Annotated in this window: 15 protein-coding genes, 1 tRNA gene and 1 other RNA gene; 2 read left to right on the forward strand and 15 right to left on the reverse strand. The window is 64.1% G+C overall.

Annotated features, from left to right (window positions below; all coding sequences use genetic code 11):
• Positions 1-40 precede the first annotated feature (40 nt).
• From P8R33_RS01020 to P8R33_RS01030, 3 genes are all read right to left on the reverse strand, one after another.
• Positions 41-2,686, reverse strand: coding sequence for a TonB-dependent receptor (locus tag P8R33_RS01020; RefSeq protein ID WP_278327132.1), 2,646 nt, complete (start codon positions 2,684-2,686; stop codon positions 41-43).
• A gap of 364 nt (positions 2,687-3,050) precedes the next feature.
• Complete coding sequence (locus P8R33_RS01025; protein ID WP_278327133.1) at positions 3,051-4,736, reverse strand: BCCT family transporter; 1,686 nt, start codon at positions 4,734-4,736, stop codon at positions 3,051-3,053.
• Between the two features lie 157 nt (positions 4,737-4,893).
• A tRNA-Tyr gene (locus P8R33_RS01030) sits at positions 4,894-4,979 on the reverse strand.
• 152 nt (positions 4,980-5,131) lie between these two features.
• Between P8R33_RS01030 and rlmB the strand changes: the two genes are divergently transcribed.
• The gene (gene rlmB / locus P8R33_RS01035; protein ID WP_278327134.1) at positions 5,132-5,926 is read left to right on the forward strand and encodes a 23S rRNA (guanosine(2251)-2'-O)-methyltransferase RlmB; all 795 of its coding nucleotides are present in this window, start codon (positions 5,132-5,134) and stop codon (positions 5,924-5,926) included.
• Positions 5,927-6,024: 98 nt separating this feature from the next.
• Here the strand turns inward: rlmB and P8R33_RS01040 are convergent, their stop codons facing one another.
• The 8 genes from P8R33_RS01040 to P8R33_RS01075 all read right to left on the reverse strand — a co-directional run bounded on the left by P8R33_RS01040 (position 6,025) and on the right by P8R33_RS01075 (position 15,504).
• Positions 6,025-6,297: an HU family DNA-binding protein gene (locus P8R33_RS01040; protein ID WP_278327135.1), complete on the reverse strand. Its 273-nt coding sequence runs from the start codon at positions 6,295-6,297 to the stop codon at positions 6,025-6,027.
• 252 nt (positions 6,298-6,549) lie between these two features.
• Positions 6,550-8,943: an endopeptidase La gene (lon, locus tag P8R33_RS01045; RefSeq protein WP_278327136.1), complete on the reverse strand. Its 2,394-nt coding sequence runs from the start codon at positions 8,941-8,943 to the stop codon at positions 6,550-6,552.
• A gap of 130 nt (positions 8,944-9,073) precedes the next feature.
• Positions 9,074-9,403, reverse strand: coding sequence for a YbaB/EbfC family nucleoid-associated protein (locus tag P8R33_RS01050; RefSeq protein ID WP_278327910.1), 330 nt, complete (start codon positions 9,401-9,403; stop codon positions 9,074-9,076).
• A 7-nt stretch (positions 9,404-9,410) separates the two neighbouring features.
• The gene (locus P8R33_RS01055; RefSeq protein WP_278327137.1) at positions 9,411-11,252 is read right to left on the reverse strand and encodes a DNA polymerase III subunit gamma/tau; all 1,842 of its coding nucleotides are present in this window, start codon (positions 11,250-11,252) and stop codon (positions 9,411-9,413) included.
• 93 nt (positions 11,253-11,345) lie between these two features.
• Positions 11,346-11,440: signal recognition particle sRNA small type (gene ffs, locus P8R33_RS01060), an RNA gene on the reverse strand.
• A gap of 173 nt (positions 11,441-11,613) precedes the next feature.
• Complete coding sequence (locus tag P8R33_RS01065; RefSeq protein ID WP_278327139.1) at positions 11,614-11,892, reverse strand: ETC complex I subunit; 279 nt, start codon at positions 11,890-11,892, stop codon at positions 11,614-11,616.
• Between the two features lie 116 nt (positions 11,893-12,008).
• The gene (gene hrpB / locus P8R33_RS01070) at positions 12,009-14,450 is read right to left on the reverse strand and encodes an ATP-dependent helicase HrpB (protein WP_278327140.1); all 2,442 of its coding nucleotides are present in this window, start codon (positions 14,448-14,450) and stop codon (positions 12,009-12,011) included.
• Positions 14,451-14,487: 37 nt separating this feature from the next.
• Positions 14,488-15,504, reverse strand: a complete 1,017-nt coding sequence (locus P8R33_RS01075; protein ID WP_278327141.1) for a polyprenyl synthetase family protein — start codon at positions 15,502-15,504, stop codon at positions 14,488-14,490.
• A 67-nt stretch (positions 15,505-15,571) separates the two neighbouring features.
• Here P8R33_RS01075 and P8R33_RS01080 point away from each other — a divergent pair, with 67 nt between their 5' ends.
• Positions 15,572-15,880, forward strand: coding sequence for a chorismate mutase (locus tag P8R33_RS01080; RefSeq protein WP_278327911.1), 309 nt, complete (start codon positions 15,572-15,574; stop codon positions 15,878-15,880).
• Here the strand turns inward: P8R33_RS01080 and P8R33_RS01085 are convergent.
• From P8R33_RS01085 to P8R33_RS01100, 4 genes are all read right to left on the reverse strand, one after another.
• Positions 15,877-17,277: a sensor histidine kinase gene (locus P8R33_RS01085; protein ID WP_446532488.1), complete on the reverse strand. Its 1,401-nt coding sequence runs from the start codon at positions 17,275-17,277 to the stop codon at positions 15,877-15,879. The two genes, P8R33_RS01080 and P8R33_RS01085, sit on opposite strands and share 4 nt — an antisense overlap.
• A 28-nt stretch (positions 17,278-17,305) precedes the next feature.
• The gene (locus tag P8R33_RS01090; protein WP_278327142.1) at positions 17,306-17,983 is read right to left on the reverse strand and encodes a response regulator transcription factor; all 678 of its coding nucleotides are present in this window, start codon (positions 17,981-17,983) and stop codon (positions 17,306-17,308) included.
• Between the two features lie 97 nt (positions 17,984-18,080).
• Complete coding sequence (locus P8R33_RS01095; protein WP_278327143.1) at positions 18,081-18,383, reverse strand: hypothetical protein; 303 nt, start codon at positions 18,381-18,383, stop codon at positions 18,081-18,083.
• A 72-nt stretch (positions 18,384-18,455) separates the two neighbouring features.
• Entirely contained in the window at positions 18,456-19,184 is a 729-nt protein-coding gene (locus P8R33_RS01100; protein ID WP_278327144.1) for an SIMPL domain-containing protein, read from the reverse strand.
• Positions 19,185-19,254: the final 70 nt, after the last annotated feature.

Here is a 19,254-nt window from a genome sequence, read left to right on the forward strand (position 1 = left end):
TGCTTCACCCCCGCCGCCCGGATTTCGTGATTGCGAACGATCAGTAGTCGTAGGAGACCCTGAGGCCGACCGTCAGCGGACGGTTGGTGGCGATCCGCGCACGGTCGTTCACGTAATTGCCCGAGATTTGCGCGCGCTCGTCGAACAGGTTCTCGCCGAACAGCTCGAACTTCCAGTTCGCCGAGGTGATACCCGCGGCCAGATCGAACAGCGTGTAGCCGTCGAGCCTGAGCTTGTTGATCTCGATCACATCGGTGAACTTCGAGGCCGAATGCGTGACCTGCGGCTGGATATAGGCACCCAGCGTATCGTTGAGATCCCACTCGTAGCGTACGCGGATATTACCCTGGAAGGACGGAGCGAACGCCAGATCGGAACCTTCGACGACATCGTCGGTCGGGATCAGCACGTCGGTGATCTCGGTGTCGAGGATCGAGAATGCACCCGCGACCGTCAGACCCGGAGCCGAATAAGGCGCGACGGTGAAGTCCGCCTCCAGCCCCTTGATCTCCGCATCCGCCGCATTGGCCGAGAAGAACAGGTTGGTGATCGACGGATCGAAGATCGTCGTCTGCAACCGGCTGATATCGACGTAGAACGCGCTACCGTTGAAGCGGAACTGCCCGTCGAGCAGGTCCATCTTCCAGCCGAGCTCGTAGTTCTTCACTTCGTCGGTCTCGAGCTCGAACGGGACGGTGAAGCCCGCGCCGTTGGTCGCGCCGCCCGGGCGATTCAGCAATCCAGGGCGGAAGCCTTCCGAATAGGTCGCGTAGAACAGCAGGTCTTCGGTCGGGGTCAGCGTCAGCGTGCCCTTGTAGATGAACCCATCGGTCGAGGCCGTGTCCGGTGCGCGCACCGCGTTGAACACCTGCTGCGCCTGAGAAGCGCTGAGGCCGGCATCCTGAATGTCCTGCAGGCTGTCATCCAGCGTGAAGGTCTGGCGCAGGTCCGCGTTGCACGAGCCGATGAAGGTGTAGCTACCGTCGCCATCGTACAGATCGTTGAGGTCCGTCCCGAAGGCATTGGCATCCTCGGCTGCGCCGCTGTTGCAGAAGCTGCCGTTGGCGCTGCCCTCGAAGTCGACTTCGATATCGTAATACCGCGCGCCCAGCGTCACCGTCAGCAGGTCGGGCACGATGTCGAACGCCGCTTCGCCGAAGATGCCGAACTGTTCGTCCGTGCGGCGAATATCGTTGCGGAAGATGGTGTCTGCAGGGAACGGCCCGGGCTGGCTGGTATAGCCTTCCTGCGGGAAGTTCGGTGCGAACGGGCCGAAGGGCTGTGCGATGACATTCCCGGGATAGTTGAAGTCGTTGCGTTCCTTCAGCTCGAGGTCGGAGTAAAACCCGCCCGCGGTCACCCGCCAGCGGTTTTCCGCCGGCGTGCTGAAGCGGAGTTCCTGGGTGAAGACGGTCGTTTCACTGTCCGACGTCACGTAGAGGTTCGGCGCCTGACAAGTGCCGCTGGGATCAGCCGAACCGGGATAGCTCACCGAGCCATCGCAGATGTAATACGGCAGGTACTGGCCGACGAAGAGGTAGTCGGTGTAGTCGACCCGCTGCTCCGTCTCGCGGTCGGTATAAGCGCCGGTGTAGACGATATCGAGCATCGCGAGGCGGCCTTCGACCGTCCAGCTGGTGTTCGAGAAGTCGTCCTCGAGGCGGTCTTCCTCGTAACGCTGGATTTCGAGGTCATCCAAACCGCCGAGTTCGGGGTCGGCGAAGAACACGCCGTCGCTCTCGATGCTCTGGCGCGAATGGGCGACCGTCACGCGCCAGTCGGGCGTGATTTCCCACAGCGCAGTAGCTCGGAAGCCGGAATATTGCGTGTCGTTGAAATCTTCCTCGACGAGGCCGGCATTGTCGGCATCGAGGAAAGTGACATCGCTCAAATCGGCGGTCGACTGGAAGCCGGCGCGCAGCGGGCTGACTGGCACGCCGTTTGAACGGACGGTGCCGGCCGGGCGGAAGCGCGCACTGTCGCGCAGGTTCTGCGTGCCCGGCACATTGTCGATGTAACCACCCTGGTCGTCGAGGTAGAAGACGCCGCGCAGGCCGAAAGTATCGGTGACCGGCACGTTCAGCATGGCTTCCGCCTTGTAGCTGGTCTCGCCGCCTTTGGTGAAGGACACGCCGGCGCTCGCCCCGGCATCGAAGCCGCCGAGGTCGGGCTTGTTGGTGATGAGGCGAACGACGCCTGCCTGCGAGCTTGCGCCAAACAGCGTTCCCTGCGGACCCGAGAGCACTTCGATGCGCTCGAGATCGGCGGCGTAGACGTCGAGGTTGCGGCCGGGCTGCGCCAGCGGCTGCTCGTCGAGATAGAGCGCGACATTCGGCGCGAGGCCGGCGACGCCGGCCGTCGTCAGGTTCGGCGTCGTCGATGCGAGGCCGCGAATGTAGATCGTGCTCTGGCCCGGTCCGCTACCGCCGGCGGTGACCGTCGGCAGCTGGTCGAGATAATCTTCGAACGTGTCGATGTTGAGCTCTTCGAGCCCTTCTTCGCCCAGTGCCTGGACCGAGACGGGCACGTCCTGCAGATCCTCGCTGCGCTTCTGCGCTGTCACGACGATCACGTCGACGCCGCCGCGGCGTTCCTGCGCTACGGGCGCAGCATCCTGCGCCATCGCGGGAGTTGCAAGTGCCACAGCCAGCGCACCAGCCGATGCGCCGCTAACAAACTTCTTCATGGTGGATAGCCCCTAGCCAAACTACATTCAGAGACAGCGACGCGTCAGACAATGCGGCGCATCGCATGAGAATAGTCCCGCTTTCGGAAAATCAACGAAAGCGACGGGGGGCGATAGCAATCGAAAATTGCGCAGGCCACCGGCGCCGGGGAGAATTGCGGAATGCAACCCAGCCTGTTGCAAAGAGTCCACACGCCACAAATTTAATCGAATAGTGTTCGATGCCGTGTGACTATTATAAACTACGGTGTGAGCTTATCTTTGGGTATTCTTTTTCTCTCTAAACGCTTTCAACAGTAAAACTTAAGTATCGAAATTTTTCACTTCGAATGGCTGAAGGCTAGCTCGGCTCGATACTGTTTTCCTACTCTCCTCGAGCGAGATCAGCGCAACCTTCCGCAGTAGTCGGTACGCCATGACGCTTCCGGACCAGATCGAATGCGATCGCCTTGAGGATTGCGACAGCCATCAGCGCCACGACAAAGGAAAACGGAAGAGCGCCGATGATCATGGTAATGCGGATCGCGTCGATCCCGCCGAGGATCAGCATGCTACCGACGACAAAGGCCAGCGCCCCGCCCCAGAACAGGATGTGGTGTCGGCGCTCCCCGTCGGTTTCGCCTGCGCCATTGATCGTGTTGACGATCAGGATGGCGCTGTCAGCAGACGTGATGAGGTAGGTCATCAGCAAGATCACGACGAGGCCGGATACCAGGCTGGCGACGGCCGGGTCCAGCAGAACGGCAAGCGTCGCATAGAGCTGGTCGGATATGCCGGTCTCGACGATGGTCCCGCCCGCGACGCCGCTCAGCTCAAGGTTGATCGCCGTACCACCGACGATGGCCATCCAGACGAAACACATCAGCGACGGCACAAGGACCACGCCGAAGACGTATTCGCGCACGGTCCGCCCGCGCGAGATCCGCGCAATGAACATGCCGACGAACGGTGCGAAGGCTATCCACCACGCCCAGTAGAACACCGACCAGTCGAGCTGCCACTGCAGCAGCGCCTGCGCCGTCTCACCCTGCACATCAGGAAACAACCGCAGCGAGTTGGGCACGAGGGTGACGAAATAGTCCCACAGCGCTGTCCCCAGAAGGCCCAGCCCGTACAGGCCCGAGCCGACGATGGCGAACAGCGCGAGCAAAGCGAAGGACAGACCCATGTTCAGGTTGGAGAGCCATTTGATGCCCTTCCCCACGCCAGACAGCGCGCTGAGCGTCGATGCGCCGACCAGGAGCATCAGCGCCAATATGATGGCTATCACCGACGATCTGCCGTCTTCGGCCAGCAGCCAGTCACCCAGACCGAGTCGCGCCAGGCCGGCGATGAACTGCTCGACGCCGAGGCCCATGGTAACCGCCACACCGAGGATCGTCGCCACGACTGCGACGATATCGACCAGATGGCCGGAGAAACCGGAAAGGACGCGCCCGAACAGCGGCGCGAGAGCCGAGCGGATGGTCAGCGGCAAGCCCCGGCGATAGGCGACATAGCCAATCGCCAGCCCGACCAGCGCATAGGTACCCCAGGCGGCAAATCCCCAGTGCAGGAAGGTATAGATATAGGCCGGCCGAACCGCCTCCTGCGATAGCGGCTCGATCGTTCCGCGGATGATGTCGGGATTGTTCGCGAAATGCGCGAGAGGCTCCCCGGTGGAATAGGTCAGCATGCCGATGCCGATCCCCGCGCCGAACAGCATCGCGAACCACGAGAAGCGCCCAAACTCGGGCTTCTCGTCCGGGGGGCCGATGCGCAGGCGGCCCGACTGCGGGATGACCGCCACCATGAAGCACGCGAACATCAGGAAGGCCACAAGATAGACGTACCAGCCGGCGAAGGCGCGGATAATCGTGGAATTGGCAGCTGTTAGCGTTTCGTTCGCACTGACCGGGAAGAAGATCGCCCACATGATGATGAGCGAGACGATGATCTTGGAAGGGATCGTAACCGCCCGGCTGAAGCCGTCGTAAAAACCGCGGTTCGCAGTCCGGATCGGGAGATCGACTAGCGGCGGATCGATCGGTGCGTCGTTGGTGCTGCTCATGTGCGGAATCGTGCTCGCTTTCCTGGCGCCCGTGCGTTCATGCTGTCGGCTGATGCGTAGGGAGAGCCCCCCCGCGGTTCACGGGCCAGCATAGGAAAAGGGCCGCGGAATGCAAATCGCGCTGCCGGATTTCTGCGGTTGGAGATGTGAAGCGAGGTGGTGGACAGGGCTGGATTCGAACCAGCGTACGCTTGCGCGGGCAGATTTACAGTCTGCTGCCTTTAACCACTCGGCCACCTGTCCACACGGGCTCGCTCAGTCTCTATCGAGAGAGAAATGCTGGGGAAGCCGCATGGCTCCCCGGCCGAGAGGCGCCCCTTTGGCGAAGCGGCGCTTGCCTGTCAATGCCCTCGCTGGCAGGAGCCGCAGCCAATGCTTCAGACAGGACGGATATGATGGCCAAAGGCGAACGGAAAAGGGCCCTGCGTGGGCGAGCAGGCAGGATGAAAGGCGGGCGCGGCAGTGGCCGGGCCAGCACGGGTCATGTGCGTCTGTGGGGTCGCCATGCGGTGGAGGCCGCGTTGAAAAACCCTGACCGGGTGCACCGTAAGCTATGGGCCACGCGTGAGGGCATCGAGACCCTCGATGGCGAACTGCCCGCAGATTTCCCGGTCGAATATGCCGATGTCGCGGATCTCGCGCCTCTGGTGGCAAAGGACGCCCCGCATCAGGGTCTGGTGCTCGAATGCGCGGCGCTGGAAGATGTGCATCTCGATGAGGTCATAGGCGGCGAGGCTGATGCGCCGTTGGTCTTTCTCGACCAGGTCACCGATCCGCACAACGTCGGCGCGATCATGCGCTCTGCGGCCGCTTTCGGCGCCGCGGCAATCGTCACCCAGGATCGGCACGCTCCACCGGAAGGCGGCGTGGTTGCCAAGTCCGCCTCGGGTGCGCTCGAAACCGTGCCGTGGGTTCGCGTGGTAAATCTTGCTCGCGCGCTCGAGCAGGCAGCCGATGCGGGGTACTGGCGGATCGGGCTAACCGGAGCGGCGGACGCCACACTGGCCGAAGCTTTGCCGGCAGGGCCGGTGGCGCTGGTCCTTGGCGCGGAGGGTCCGGGCATGCGCCATAATATCGAGGTGCATTGCGACGCGCTGGCCCGCCTCCCGATCGGCGATGCGGTCGAAAGCCTCAACGTCTCGAACGCCGCCGCGATCGCGCTTTATGCGATCGCTACGCGGCAAGCCTAGACCAAAACAAAAACGCCGCGCCCCTTTCGAGACGCGGCGTAATTTGCATCTCCGGCCGCTGCCGAGGCGTTGGCAGGTCCGGACAGATCGTCGATCGCTTAGTTGACCGCGTCCTTGAGGCCCTTGCCGGCCTTGAACTTCGGCTGGTTCGATGCCTTGATGGTCATCGGTTCGCCGGTACGGGGATTGCGGCCGGTCGAAGCCTTGCGCTTGGCAACCGAAAAGGTGCCGAAGCCGACGAGGCGAACTTCGTCGCCGCTCGACAGTGCCTTGCTGATCGAATCGAAAACGCCTTCGACGGCGCTCGATGCATCGCTCTTGGAAAGGCCGCTCGCATCGGCAACCGCGCTGATCAGGTCGTTCTTGTTCATTCTGGGAACCCCCTCAATATAATTTTGAAAACTGTTCGGTGAATCGCCTCTCCGAAGGCGCACGAATTGAGAGAGTTTTCCGGGCTCTGTCAAAGGCAAATATGGCCAAAATGCGCGATTTTTCGGGCGAAATTCGCCGCGAACACGGTTAACGGCGCATTCACCGGTCGCGGCGGTGACGCAGTCCTTGTTTGCAACTCAAAATGATCGTGCTCGCAACCGACGAGTCGCTGCGACGCAATATATCTTTTGTTAGTGTGCTGTCGCGGAAGGGCCGCCGTTCTGACCATGGTCGGGCTGGCTGGCGAGATCGTCGGCTTCGGACCATTCGATCGGCTCGGGCAGCTCGCAAAGAGCGTGCGCAAGGACCTCGTCGACATGGCTCACCGGAACGATCTCGAGACCTTCCTTCACATTATCGGGAATTTCCGCGAGGTCCTTCACATTCTCTTCCGGGATCAGCACTTTCTTGATCCCGCCGCGGAGTGCTGCGAGCAGCTTCTCCTTGAGGCCGCCGATGGCGAGCACCCGACCGCGCAGCGTGACCTCGCCCGTCATCGCGACATCCGCCCGCACGGGAATGCCCGACAGCGTCGAGACGATCGAGGTGACCATGCCGACACCGGCGCTCGGCCCGTCCTTCGGCACCGCGCCTTCGGGCAAGTGGATGTGGATGTTGCGGCGATGGAAGAGGCTCGGGCGGATGCCGTAATGTGGCGCCCTTGCCTTCACGAAACTGAAGGCTGCCGCGACGCTCTCGTTCATAACGTCGCCGAGCTTGCCGGTCGTCTTGACCTCGCCCTTCCCCAGCGTGGTGACGCTCTCGATGGTCAGCAGCTCGCCGCCGACTTCGGTCCACGCCAGACCGGTGACGGCGCCAACCTGCGGCTCGTCTTCGCTCATGCCATGCTTGAACTTGCGGACCCCAGCGAAGTCGCTGAGGTTGTCCGGTGTAATGGTAACGCTTTCCGCCTTGCCCTCGAGGATCTTGCGCAGGCTCTTGCGCGCAAGCCGCGCCAATTCGCGTTCGAGCGTGCGAACGCCGGCCTCGCGGGTGTAATAGCGGATGAGATCGCGCAGACCGTCTTCGGTCAGCTCGAACTCGTCATCCTTGAGCCCATGGTCCTTGACCTGCTTGGGCAGGAGGTGGCGCGTGGCGATCTCCACCTTCTCATCCTCGGTGTAGCCCTCCAGCCGGATGATCTCCATCCTGTCGAGCAGCGGCTGCGGCAGGTTCAGGCTGTTGGCGGTGGTCACGAACATGATGTCCGACAGGTCGAGATCGAGTTCCAGATAGTGATCCTGGAACTTGCTGTTCTGTTCCGGATCGAGCACTTCGAGTAGCGCCGAAGCCGGGTCTCCGCGGAAATCCTGACCGAGCTTGTCGATCTCGTCGAGCAGGAACAGCGGGTTGATCTTGCCGGCCTTCTTGAGATTGCTGACGATCTTGCCCGGCAGCGAGCCGATATAGGTACGCCGGTGGCCGCGGATTTCCGCTTCGTCGCGCACGCCGCCCAGCGACTGGCGCACGAATTCGCGGCCCGTTGCCTTGGCGATCGACTTGCCGAGACTGGTCTTGCCGACACCCGGCGGGCCGACGAGGCACAGGATCGGCCCTTTCAGCTTTCGCGTGCGCGCTTGCACGGCGAGATATTCGATGATCCGGTCCTTGACCTTCTCGAGGCCGTAGTGATCGGCATCGAGGACCTTCTGGGCCTCGCCGATATCTTTCTTGACCTTGCTTTTCTTGCCCCAGGGCAGGCCAAGCAGCACGTCGAGATAATTGCGGATCACGGTCGCTTCCGCGCTCATCGGCTGCATGCTCTTAAGCTTCTTGAGCTCGCTTTCAGCCTTCTCGCGCGCTTCCTTCGACAGCTTTGTCTTGCCGATCTTCTCGGTCAGTTCGGCGATCTCGTTGCCGCCGTCCTCGTCGCCATCGCCCAGCTCGTTCTGGATCGCCTTGAGCTGTTCGTTGAGGTAATATTCGCGCTGGGTCTTCTCCATCTGGCGCTTCACGCGGCCACGGATGCGCCGCTCCACCTGCAGCACCGACAGCTCGCCTTCCATGAAGGACATGACCATTTCGAGGCGTTTCAGCGGATCGTGCTCGACCAGCAGGGCCTGCTTGTCCGAAACCTTGGCGTTGACGGCGGCGGCGATCGTGTCGGCCAGTTCGCCGGCGTCGTCGATATCGGCCAGCTGGTCGGCTGCGTCCTCACCGATCTTCTTGTTGAGCTTGGCATATTCGCCGAACTGTTCGACCACCTGGCGCATCATGGCCATTACTTCGCTGCCCGAGGCAGTCATCGGATCGCGCGACGAAACCTCGGCGATCACGTGATCATCCTGCTCGACCAATGCCTCGAGCGTAGCACGGCGCGTACCTTCGACGAGAACGCGCACCGTCCCGTCGGGCAGCTTCAGCAATTGCAGCACCTGCGCCACCACGCCGACCTCGTAGAGATCGCTGCGCTCAGGATCGTCACAGCCCGGATCGAGCTGCGCGAGCAGGAAGATGTCCTTCGATCCTTCCATCGCCACTTCGAGCGCCGCGACCGATTTATCGCGGCCCACGAACAGCGGCACGACCATACCGGGAAACACCACGATGTCGCGCAGGGGAAGGAGGGGAAAAGCGTTGCTCATAGAAATATTCCGTCATGTGGCCGAAGCCGTTCCGAGGGAATATGGTGACGCAACCGCCCTTTCGCAACGCAGTGCGGGCAGAAGAGTGTGGACGGCAGAGCCCGCCGTGCGCAGGCTCCGCCGAGCCGAATTACATTCCGGGAAGCTTCATACCCGGCGGAAGGCCCATGCCTTGCTGGACCTTGGCCATTTCCTCGCCAGAAACGCGGTCCGCCTTGTCGCGCGCATCGTTGAACGCAGCGGCCACCAAGTCCTCGACCATTTGCTTTTCTTCCGGCTTCATCATGCTTTCGTCGATCGTTACACCGATGATGCGGCCGCGGGCAGTGGCGCGAACCTTTACAAGTCCACCGCCGGCCGTCCCCTCGACTTCAATCTCGTCGAGCTTCGCCTGTGTTTCGTTCATCTGCTTCTGGATCGTCTCGGCGGCTTTCTGCGCCTGAGCCAGCATTTCTTCCATATCCATCTTACGCGTTCCTACTCCAGGGTATTTCGCGCCGCGAGGGGGGAGCGGCGCCGTCTTCGATCAGTTCGGCATCGGGAAATGCCTCGAATGCGGCCTTTACCAGCGGATGCGCGCGAAGTGCAGCCGCGTCCGCATCACGCTGTGCGATTTCCTGCTCGACCAGCGAAGGAGCGCCCTCTCCGCCAGGCACTTCCTCGACATCCCAGCGCTTGCCGGTGTGGCGGAATAGCGTGTCCTTGACGATCGGCAGAATTTCGTCGCCGAATTTCGCATCGCGGCCATAGCGTAGCATACCGTCGCCGAGTTCCACCACGCGGACCTGCAGGCGCAGGACATTTGCTTCCTGCATCATCCCGCTGGCGTCGATCGCCTCGACCAGCGCACGCCAGTCCGGCCTCGCCTCGGCGCGCGGCGCAGTTTGCTCGGACGCGGTGGAAGGCGTCGAGATCGTGGCCGGCGCGCGCTCCGCCAGCGTCTCGAGCTTCTTCGCGAGCTTGCCGGGATCGGGCATCTGCCCGGCATGGAGCACGCGCAGCAAGGCCATCCGCAGCGATACCAGCGGGTCAGGCGCAAGGCGGACTTCTTCGTGTCCTTTCAGCAGCAACTGCCACAGCCGGTGCACCTGCCCCACATCGAGCCGGGTGGCCCACTCGCCCAGCGCCTCGCGCTCGTCTTGCGACGCGCCCTCGACTTCTCCCCCCGATACCTGCGCCAGGGCGATCCGGTGCGCGAGATCCATTTGCGCGCGCATGAGCGCCAGCGGCTCGACGCCCAGCGCGTATTGTTCGTCGATAGCTGCAAGCAGCGCAGCGCCGTCGCCTTCTAGGATATGCCCGAACAGGCGGCGCTGGGCGGATTTGTCGGCGAGCCCGAGCATATCGCGAACGCGCTCGGCGGAGACCTTGCCCTCGGTGTCGAGATCGGCATGGGCGATGGCCTGGTCGAGGATCGACAGCCCGTCGCGCACCGATCCTTCCGCCGCACCGGCGATGATGTGCAGCGCCTCCTCGTCGGCCTCGACGCCTTCCTTGCGGCAGATCTCGGCGAAGTGCGACTGGAGCAGCTCCGCCGGAATCCGGCGCAAGTCGAAGCGCTGGGTCCGGCTGAGCACGGTGACGGGAAGCTTCTCGACCTCGGTGGTCGCGAAGAGGAACTTCACATGCGCGGGCGGTTCCTCAAGTGTCTTGAGCAAGGCATTGAAAGCATTGCGCGACAGCATGTGAACTTCGTCGATGATGTAGATCTTGTAGCGCGCCGAGACGGCGGCATAGCGTACCGCCTCGATGATCTCGCGCACGTCGTCGACGCCGGTGTGGCTGGCGGCATCCATCTCGATCACATCGATGTGCCGGCCTTCCGCAATTGCGCGGCACGGCTCGCATTCGCCGCACGGGCTGATCGTCGGCCCGCCCTGCCCGTCGGGACCGATACAGTTGAGCGCCTTGGCGATCAGCCGCGCTGTCGAGGTCTTCCCAACTCCGCGCACGCCGGTCATCAGGAAGGCATGCGCCAGCCGGTCGCGCGCGATGGCATTGGCCAGCGTGCGTACCATGGCATCCTGCCCGATCAACTCGGCGAAGGTCTGCGGACGGTATTTGCGTGCCAGCACGCGATAGGGCTGCTGCGCAGTGGTGGCGGGAGGCGCGGCGCGAGTTTCTGCGGGAGGGGGCGGCACGACCGGCGCGGGAGCGGCCGCCACCTCTGCGGGAGGGGCCGGATCCGCTACCGCGTCACCGAACATCGAATTCTGCCCCGCGGCCTCCAATTCGGCAGCGCTCGGCGCGGCCTCTTCGGCCTCGCTTTCCCATGGCAGCGAGTCGGGATTGTCCGGTGAATCACCCATGCGACATTAGGTAGGCACTGGCGCGCCGAATGTCATGTAGACATCTCATCCAACATGTGGGTGAATGGGAGCGGTTCCGATCGTAGCTCCTCACGAGAAGGAGCCGGGCGACCCGCCGCAATTCACCTGGGCTGCTTCCTTCCGGACCTGACCCGGTGAGCGAACGCAAACGTCCACCCGACTCCCGGCGCGCCATATGGAGTCCTCAAGTGGTTTTGTCCAGCCCTCCAGCTGGCCACGGTTCCAGCCCGACTCCCCCGCCCAGCCACCCGATAGCCTGCCGATACTGGATCGGGTGGCTGGGCGGGGGAGTCGGGCCGGCACCGCGCGAGGTCATCCGCCAGGATGACCGGTCAACGCATCAACGGAAATTATCCGCGTAGGCTTGCAGCTTGAGGCTCTTGGGCGGCGTCGCGTGGACGCGGGCGGTGATGCCGTATTTTTCAGCGTAGGCCTTGGCCGCATCCTTGCTCGGGAAGGTCAGCTGCACCTGCGCCTGCGTATCGCCGCTGCCGGTCCAGCCCATCAGCGGATCGGGGCGGCGCGCTTCGGACTGCTCGAATTCGAGCACCCATTCGTCCGCCCGGGCCTTGCCGGACTGCATTGCGCTCTTGGGTCGCTGGAAGATACGTGCTGCCATTCTTTTTGTCCCTCAGACGCCGGGCGGTGGCCATCCGGCCACCTTGGCTTCCTCGCATTGGCTCGGGCGGGCGGTCGCCCTTGCCTCCCGCCGTGCGGTCGGAAATGCCCTCTAATTCAGCCGCCCGATTTTTGGAAGGCGTTCTTGGTCTTCAAACTTGGCTTTTCGGTCCAGGGTTCCTCGGGCCAGCGGTGCTTGGGATAGCGGCCCTTCATGTCCTTACAGACATCCGCCCAACTGCCGCGCCAGAAGCCCGGCAGGTCGCGCGTCGCCTGGATCGGGCGGCCGGCGGGGCTGGTCAGCTTGAGCAGCAGCGGCGTCTCTCCGATCATCGGATGGCGGTCGTGGCCGAACAGGGCCTGCACCCGCACCTCGACGCTCGGCGCGTCGTCGCCGGTATAGTCGATTGCGTGGTGCGTGCCCGCAGGCGACACGAACTCGCGCGGGGCCAGCCGCTCGAGCGCCTGCCGCGCATCCCAATCGAGCTGGCCGAGAAGCGCATCGACCACCTTGCCTTTGGGAACCGCGAGATCGCGCCTTCCGGCCATCAGCGGCGCGAGCCAGAGCTCGGCTGTTTCGGCCAGCCGCTCCGGCGCCAGTGCATCGACCCCGGCGTAGCCCGCCCGCGCCAACAGCGCCTGCGGAATGAGTTTTGCCGGGTTTTCCAGAGCCTTTTCCACAAGCATGTCCACGATCGCACCCTCGTCTGGGTCGGGATCCGGTCCCTTGGAGAGGAGGATCGCTCCAAGCCGCCGCTCGCTCAGCGCCTCGACCCGCTGGCCGGTCCAGCGCAGGACAGCGCGCCGCTCGATCCGGTCGGCGAACCATTCCTCTACCTCTGCAAGCCCAAGCGCCGCGGCCGATGTGATCCGCGCGCCCTTGGCCTGGCCCTGCGCATCGCCGATGGCGAGGAATTCTGCGCGGGCCAGCGGTGACGCAGGGTCGAGCTGGAACCCCCGTCCGCCAGCCGCGATCCATTGCTCGCCCGTCGCATCGCGCCGTTTCGCGAGAAACTGAGGGCGACCTGCGGCGAGGATGACGCCTGCCGACGGCTCGACTCCGCCTTCCTCTTCCACCAGCTTGCGTGCCGTGTTCGCCCAACGCTCGGCAAGTTTGCGGCTGGCCCGTGCGCGCTGGTTGCGATCACCGTTCCAGCGCGAGAGCCGCGTTTCGATATCCTCGCCGCGTCCGCCCAGCCCGCGCTCCTGCAACAGCAGGGCAATCTGCGCTGCCCTCTCCGCCGCACCGTGCCGCGCCCCGAACAGGACCATCGCCGCACTCTGCGGATCGAGCGGAAGCTGCGCCAGCCGCTCGCCCTGCGGCGTGATGCGCCCATCCCCATCGAGTGCGCCGAGCGCGGTAAGCGTCTCGCGCGCCGCAGCCACCGAAGGCTCCGGCGGGCTGTCGAGCCACGCGAGCGTTCCGGGATCGGTCGTCCCCCAGCGCGCCAAGCCGAGCACCAGCGGTGCGAGATCGCTGGTCGTGATCTCCGGCGGATCGTAGGCTGGTCGCCCGGCGTGGCCGCCCTCCTCCCACAGGCGATAAGCCACGCCCGGCCCCTGCCGCGCGGCTCGCCCCACCCGCTGAATCGCGGCGGCCTGGCTGGCGCGGTGGGTGACGAGATGCGTCGTTCCCGCAGCCCGATCGAACTCGGCACGGCGCGAGAGGCCGGAATCGACGACCACCGAAACGCCGTCCAGCGTAAGCGATGTTTCCGCAATCGCCGTCGCCAGTACAATGCGCCTGCGCCCCTCGGGATCGCGGCGAATGGCGGCGCGCTGGTCGGCCGGCTGGACCTGACCGTGCAGCGGCAGAATTAGCGCGGTCGGCAATCGCTCTTCCAGCCGCTCGCGGGTCCGCTCGATCTCGCCGACGCCCGGCAGGAAGGCGAGGATATCGCCCTCCTCTTCGCGCCAGGCAGTCGCGATCGCTGCCGTCATGGCGTCCTCGATCCGTGCCTGCGGGGACGAGCCGAGCCAGCGAATGTCGAGTGGATGCGCCCGGCCCTCGCTTTCGATCACCGGCGCATCGCTACCGAGCAGCTCCGCGAAGCGCGCACCGTCGATGGTGGCGGACATAACCAGCACTCGAAGGTCATCGCGCAGAACCGCCCGGCTTTCGAGCGCCAGCGCCAGGCCGAGGTCGCTGTCGAGATGCCGTTCATGCGCCTCGTCGAACAGCACGGCGGAGATGCCGTCCAGCTCCGCATCGGCCAGGATCATGTTCACGAAAATCGCCTCGGTCACCACCAGCACGCGGGTTTTCGCCGTGCGCTTGCTGTCGAGGCGAGTGACATAGCCGATGGTCTCGCCGGGTTTTTCGCCAAGCGCTTCCGCCATCCGCTCGGCCGCTGCGCGCGCGGCAACGCGGCGGGGAGATGTCAGGATCACGGTGCCGCTGCACCAGTCCTCGCCGATCAATGCCGGGGCGACGGCGGTGGTCTTGCCGGCACCCGGCGGCGCTACCAGCACCGCTGCGGTGCCCTGGCTTAGTGCTGCGAGGACATCCGGCAGAACGGCTTGGATGGGAAGCTCTGGCACGGGGCGCACATCTACCATGTCGTCGTCCCAGCAAAAGCCGGGATGACGGAACGGATCAGTAACCCCGCGCCACTGCGAACAGCGCAGCCTCGGTCATCGCGCGGCGGGCCTGGCCGTCGGGAAAGATCGAGAGCGCATCGATCGCGCGCTGCGCGAAATGGCGGGCGCGCAGCTTGGTGTCCGCAACCGCATCGTGCCGCTCGATCAGCGCGATGGCGTGGTCGAGATCCTCGTCCGACGTTTTGAATCCGCCGATCGCCTGCTTCCAGAACGCGCGCTCTTCCTCGTCGCCACGCGCATAGGCGAGGATCACCGGCAGCGTCATCTTGCCTTCGCGGAAGTCGTCGCCCCGGTCCTTGCCCATGGCAACGGCATTGGAATCGTAGTCCAGCGCGTCGTCGACCAGCTGGAACGCCACGCCGAGATTGCGGCCGTATTCGTCGAGCGCCTGCTCCTGCTCCTCGCTGCATTCGGCCACCACGGCGGCGATACGGCTGGCAGCGGCGAACAGGGCCGCGGTCTTGGCGCGGATGATGTGGAGGTAGCGTTCCTCGCTGGTGTCGATCTTGCGCTGGGCGGTCAGCTGGTCGACCTCGCCCTCGGCAATGATCGCCGAAGCGCCGGAGAGAATCTTTAGCACCTTCAGGCTGCCGTCTTCCGTCATCAGCTCGAACGACCGGCTGAACAGGAAATCGCCGACCAGCACGGTGGCGGGATTACCGAAGATGATGTTGGCCGCCGCCTTGCCGCGCCTGAGATCGCTGCCATCGACGACATCGTCATGCAGCAGCGTCGCCGTGTGAATGAACTCGACCGCGGCAGCGAGCTTGTGGTGGCGCGTGCCGCTGTAACCCACCAGCTCGGCCCCGGCGAGCGTCAGCATCGGGCGCAGGCGCTTGCCACCGCCCGAGATCAGATGCCCCGCCAGCGCCGGGATCAGCGGCACCTCGCTCTGCATCCGGTCGAGGATGACCTGATTGACCTGGTTCATGCCCTGCGCTGTCAGGGCGAGCATCGGTTCGATCGAGCCCTCGGGCTGTCGGCGCGGCAATTGTACGACGTCGGCTGTCATTTCGGCTTGGCCATGCTCTTGCTATGCTTTCTTGGCAAGAGAACGATTGGCGTTAATCTGGCAAATGATGACGCAGGACGTGCAACAATCGGGATCGGAAGACGCGACGCTGGCGGGCTTCCGCAAGAGCATCGACAATATCGATGCCGCGCTGGTCCACATGCTGGCCGAACGGTTCCGCATCACGCAGGCCGTGGGCGAGTACAAGGCGAAGACCGCTCTGCCCCCCGCCGATCCGGGCCGCGAGAAGGAACAGATCGCGCGGCTGCGGCGGCTAGCCGAGGAAAGCGAGCTCGATCCCGAATTCAGCGAGAAATTCCTGCGCTTCATCATCGACGAGGTCATCCGCCACCACGAACGGGCACGGGAAAGCTAGATACCGGCGCGCGGCAGGGTAAGCTTCACCAGCAGGCCGCCCAGATCCTCGCTTTCGTCCAGTTCGACCGAGCCGCCGTAGATTTCCGCGACATCGCGCACGATTGCAAGGCCGAGGCCGGTGCCCGGCTTGCCCGTGTCCAGCCGCGCGCCGCGATCGAAGATACGGCTGCGTTCGCTTGCGGGAATGCCCATGCCATCGTCCTCGACCCAGATGGTGCAGCACTCTGCCTCGGGTTCAGCATCGATGGTGACGAAGACGCTGCCGCCGCCGTATTTGGCGGCATTCTCGATCAGATTGCCGAGGATTTCATCGAGGTCCTGACGTTCTATCGAAACAGCGGCGAGCTTTTTGCCGTCGAGATCGAAGCGGGTGTCTTCGTAAATGCGCGTGACGGCGCGAAGGACGCTTTCGGCGCTTGGCCAGACGTCGGCACGACTATGCCCCGAAGCGCGGCGACCGACGGCGCGGGCGCGAGCGAGGTGGTGCTCCACATGCCGCTGCATCGTCTTGGTTTCGCGGAAAACGAGGCTGGCGAGCTGCGGATCGCGGGCCGTCGCAGCGTTGGTCAGCACGGTCAGCGGGGTTTTCAGCGCATGGGCGAGATTGCCGGCATGCATGCGCGCTTCTTCGGCCTGCCTTTCGGTATGGGCGAGCAGCGCGTTGATTTCCTCGACCAGCGGTTCGACCTCGAGCGGCAGCGGCTCGGTAATGCGATTGCTGCCCTGGCTGCGCATTGACTGAATCGCGGCGCGCACCCGGCGCAGCGGGGATAAGCCGTAATAGCTCTGCACCATCGCCATCGCCATCAGACCGAGGGCGAGCAGGGCGAAGCTCCAGATCAGGATCGAGCGGATGCGGCTGATCTGGAAATCCAGTTCCTCGCGCGCCGAGGCGACGGCGAAGGTCCAGCGCGTATCGCTGTCGGGCAGCAGCACGGTGCGCTCGACGATGCGGAGCGGTTCGGCGTCGAACTGGGCGGAATCGTAGAAATGCGGTTCCATGTCGAGATGATCGGCCTGAAGTTCGAGCTGCGTGTCCCATAGCGAGCGCGACGGTGTGTCGAGCTGCCCCGCCCCGCTGATCTGCCAGTAGAGGCCGCTATTCGGCTCGAGGAATCGCGGCTCGCCCAAAGGACGGTTGAAATACACCTCGCCATCCGGGCCGATCTCGGCCGTGACGATCATCGCGTTGAGGAGGTATTCGAGCTGGTCGTCGAAATTGCTTTCGACCATGCGAGCCAGCGTACGATCGAGCGCAAAGCCGCCGCCGAGCAGCAGAACGCCGATCCACAGCGCGGCGATCGCCATCATGCGCGCGGCAAGGCTGCGGCGCGCAGGTTTCGGCGTGTCTATCGTGACGGGCGCATCCGCAGGCTCGCCAGCCCGCGCAGCCATTGCCTCGCTTCCCGAAGGAGCGTCGGCGTCAGGCGCGCGGCTGGTCGGCGGGGTCGTCGAGGCTGTAACCGAGTCCACGGATGGTCGTGATGACTTCCGCACCCAGCTTCTTGCGGATGCGGGTGACGAAGACCTCGATCGTGTTCGAATCGCGGTCGAAATCCTGATCGTAGATGTGTTCGATCAGTTCGGTGCGGCTGACCACCTTGCCCTTGTGGTGCATGAGGTAGCTCAGCAGCTTGTATTCCTGCGCGGTCAGCTTGACCGGCTCCCCCGCCAACGTGACGCGGCCCGAGCGCGTATCGAGGCGCACGTCACCGGCGGTCAGCTCGGAGGAGGTATTGCCAGATGCACGGCGGATGAGTGCGCGCAGGCGGGCGATCAGCTCTTCGGTCTGGAACGGCTTGGCGAGGTAATCGTCGGCGCCTGCATCGAGGCCGGCAACCTTGTCGCTCCAGCTGTCACGCGCGGTGAGCACGAGGACGGGAAAATCGCGCCCTTCCTTGCGCCACATGCCGAGCACGGTCAGCCCGTCGATCTCCGGCAGGCCGAGATCGAGGATCACCGCGTCGTAATCCTCGGTGCTGCCGAGGAAATGGCCGTCCTCGCCATCGGCCGAGAGGTCGACGGCGTAACCGTTCTGCTCCAACGTCGATTTCAACTGCTGGCCGAGCGTGGGCTCGTCTTCGACAATCAGGATTCTCATGAAGGCTTTGTCCCTGTTTCGTTGCGACGCGTGTCGTTCATGTAGATGAACGCGTCAACCTGAACGGGGTTTCTGCGCATGAAAAGCGGCGCCGGGATCAGCGACTGCGACGCAGGATGCGACCGGTGCGCGCATCGACATCGACGAAGATCACGCGGCCCTTCTTGATGAACTTGAGGCGATAGGCCTTGGCCGTCGGATCATAGGCTGGGCCGAGATATTCGGCATCGCCCATCGTCGGCACCACGCGACGTTCGATATCGCGCAGCTTCATCGCATTGCCCGCGCTCATCTCGCGGCGTGCCTCGCCCTGCTCGCTACGCTGCGCGAAGGCAGGCGCAGAGGCGATCGGACCGGCCACGAGACCGGCTGCGAGGATCGAGGCTAGGATGCGTTTCATGATGCCGTCCTGCCTAAGACTAACCTATTGAACAAGGTGTGAATGTTCTCTCTCGCCCGAGTTCAGCCTGGATCAGCGCGTCATTTCGTAGGTCAATGCGATGCCTACTCCGGTCGAGACGACGCCAGGGGCGACCGGCGGCGGTGGTGCGGCAGCCATGCGCGACCCGGACACCAGGATCGCCTCGTCCTTGGCCATCGGGCCGCTCGACCCGCGTATGGCTTCGGCAACTTGCAGCAGGCGAACGCCCGAATATCCCGCCAGCCGCGCATATTCCTCTGCCTGTGCGCGTCCGCGCTCCAGCGCATTGCTCCGCGCCTGCGCCTTGGCCGCCTCGTCGTCCTCGATGGAGAACTGAGGCCCGTTGATATTCGTCGCACCCGCTTCGACCATCGCGTCCAGCACCTCGCCCACACGGTCGAGATCGCGCAGCTTCACCGTCACCTGATTGCTGGCCTGATAGCCGAGGAAGCGCGGCGGCTGATCGCCGCGATTGTTGTAGTCGTAACGCGGGTTGAGATTGATACTCGCCGTCTGGATATCGCGCGCCGGAATGCCTAGTGCGCGGATCAGCGCGACCAGCCGCTCCATTTCCGCTGAATTGCGGCGCAGTGCCTCGACCGCCGTGTCCGCGTCGGTCTGCACGCCGGTCGAGATCGTTGCCATGTCCGGCTCGACCTCGATCTGCTCGAACACCGACAGTTCGATCACCGGGTTCTGCGTGGTAATCTGAACCTCCGCAGCCTGCGCCGGAGCGGCGATGGCGGTTGCGGCGAGCAGGGCTATGGCGAAACGTTTCATCGGCGGATCTCCTTTTCGGTGCGCATGGTCGGCCCGCCCTTGTTACAGCTGACTGAACGAGCGGTTCCCC

It is taken from the genome of Qipengyuania flavescens (assembly GCF_029688735.1).
Taxonomy (GTDB): domain Bacteria; phylum Pseudomonadota; class Alphaproteobacteria; order Sphingomonadales; family Sphingomonadaceae; genus Qipengyuania.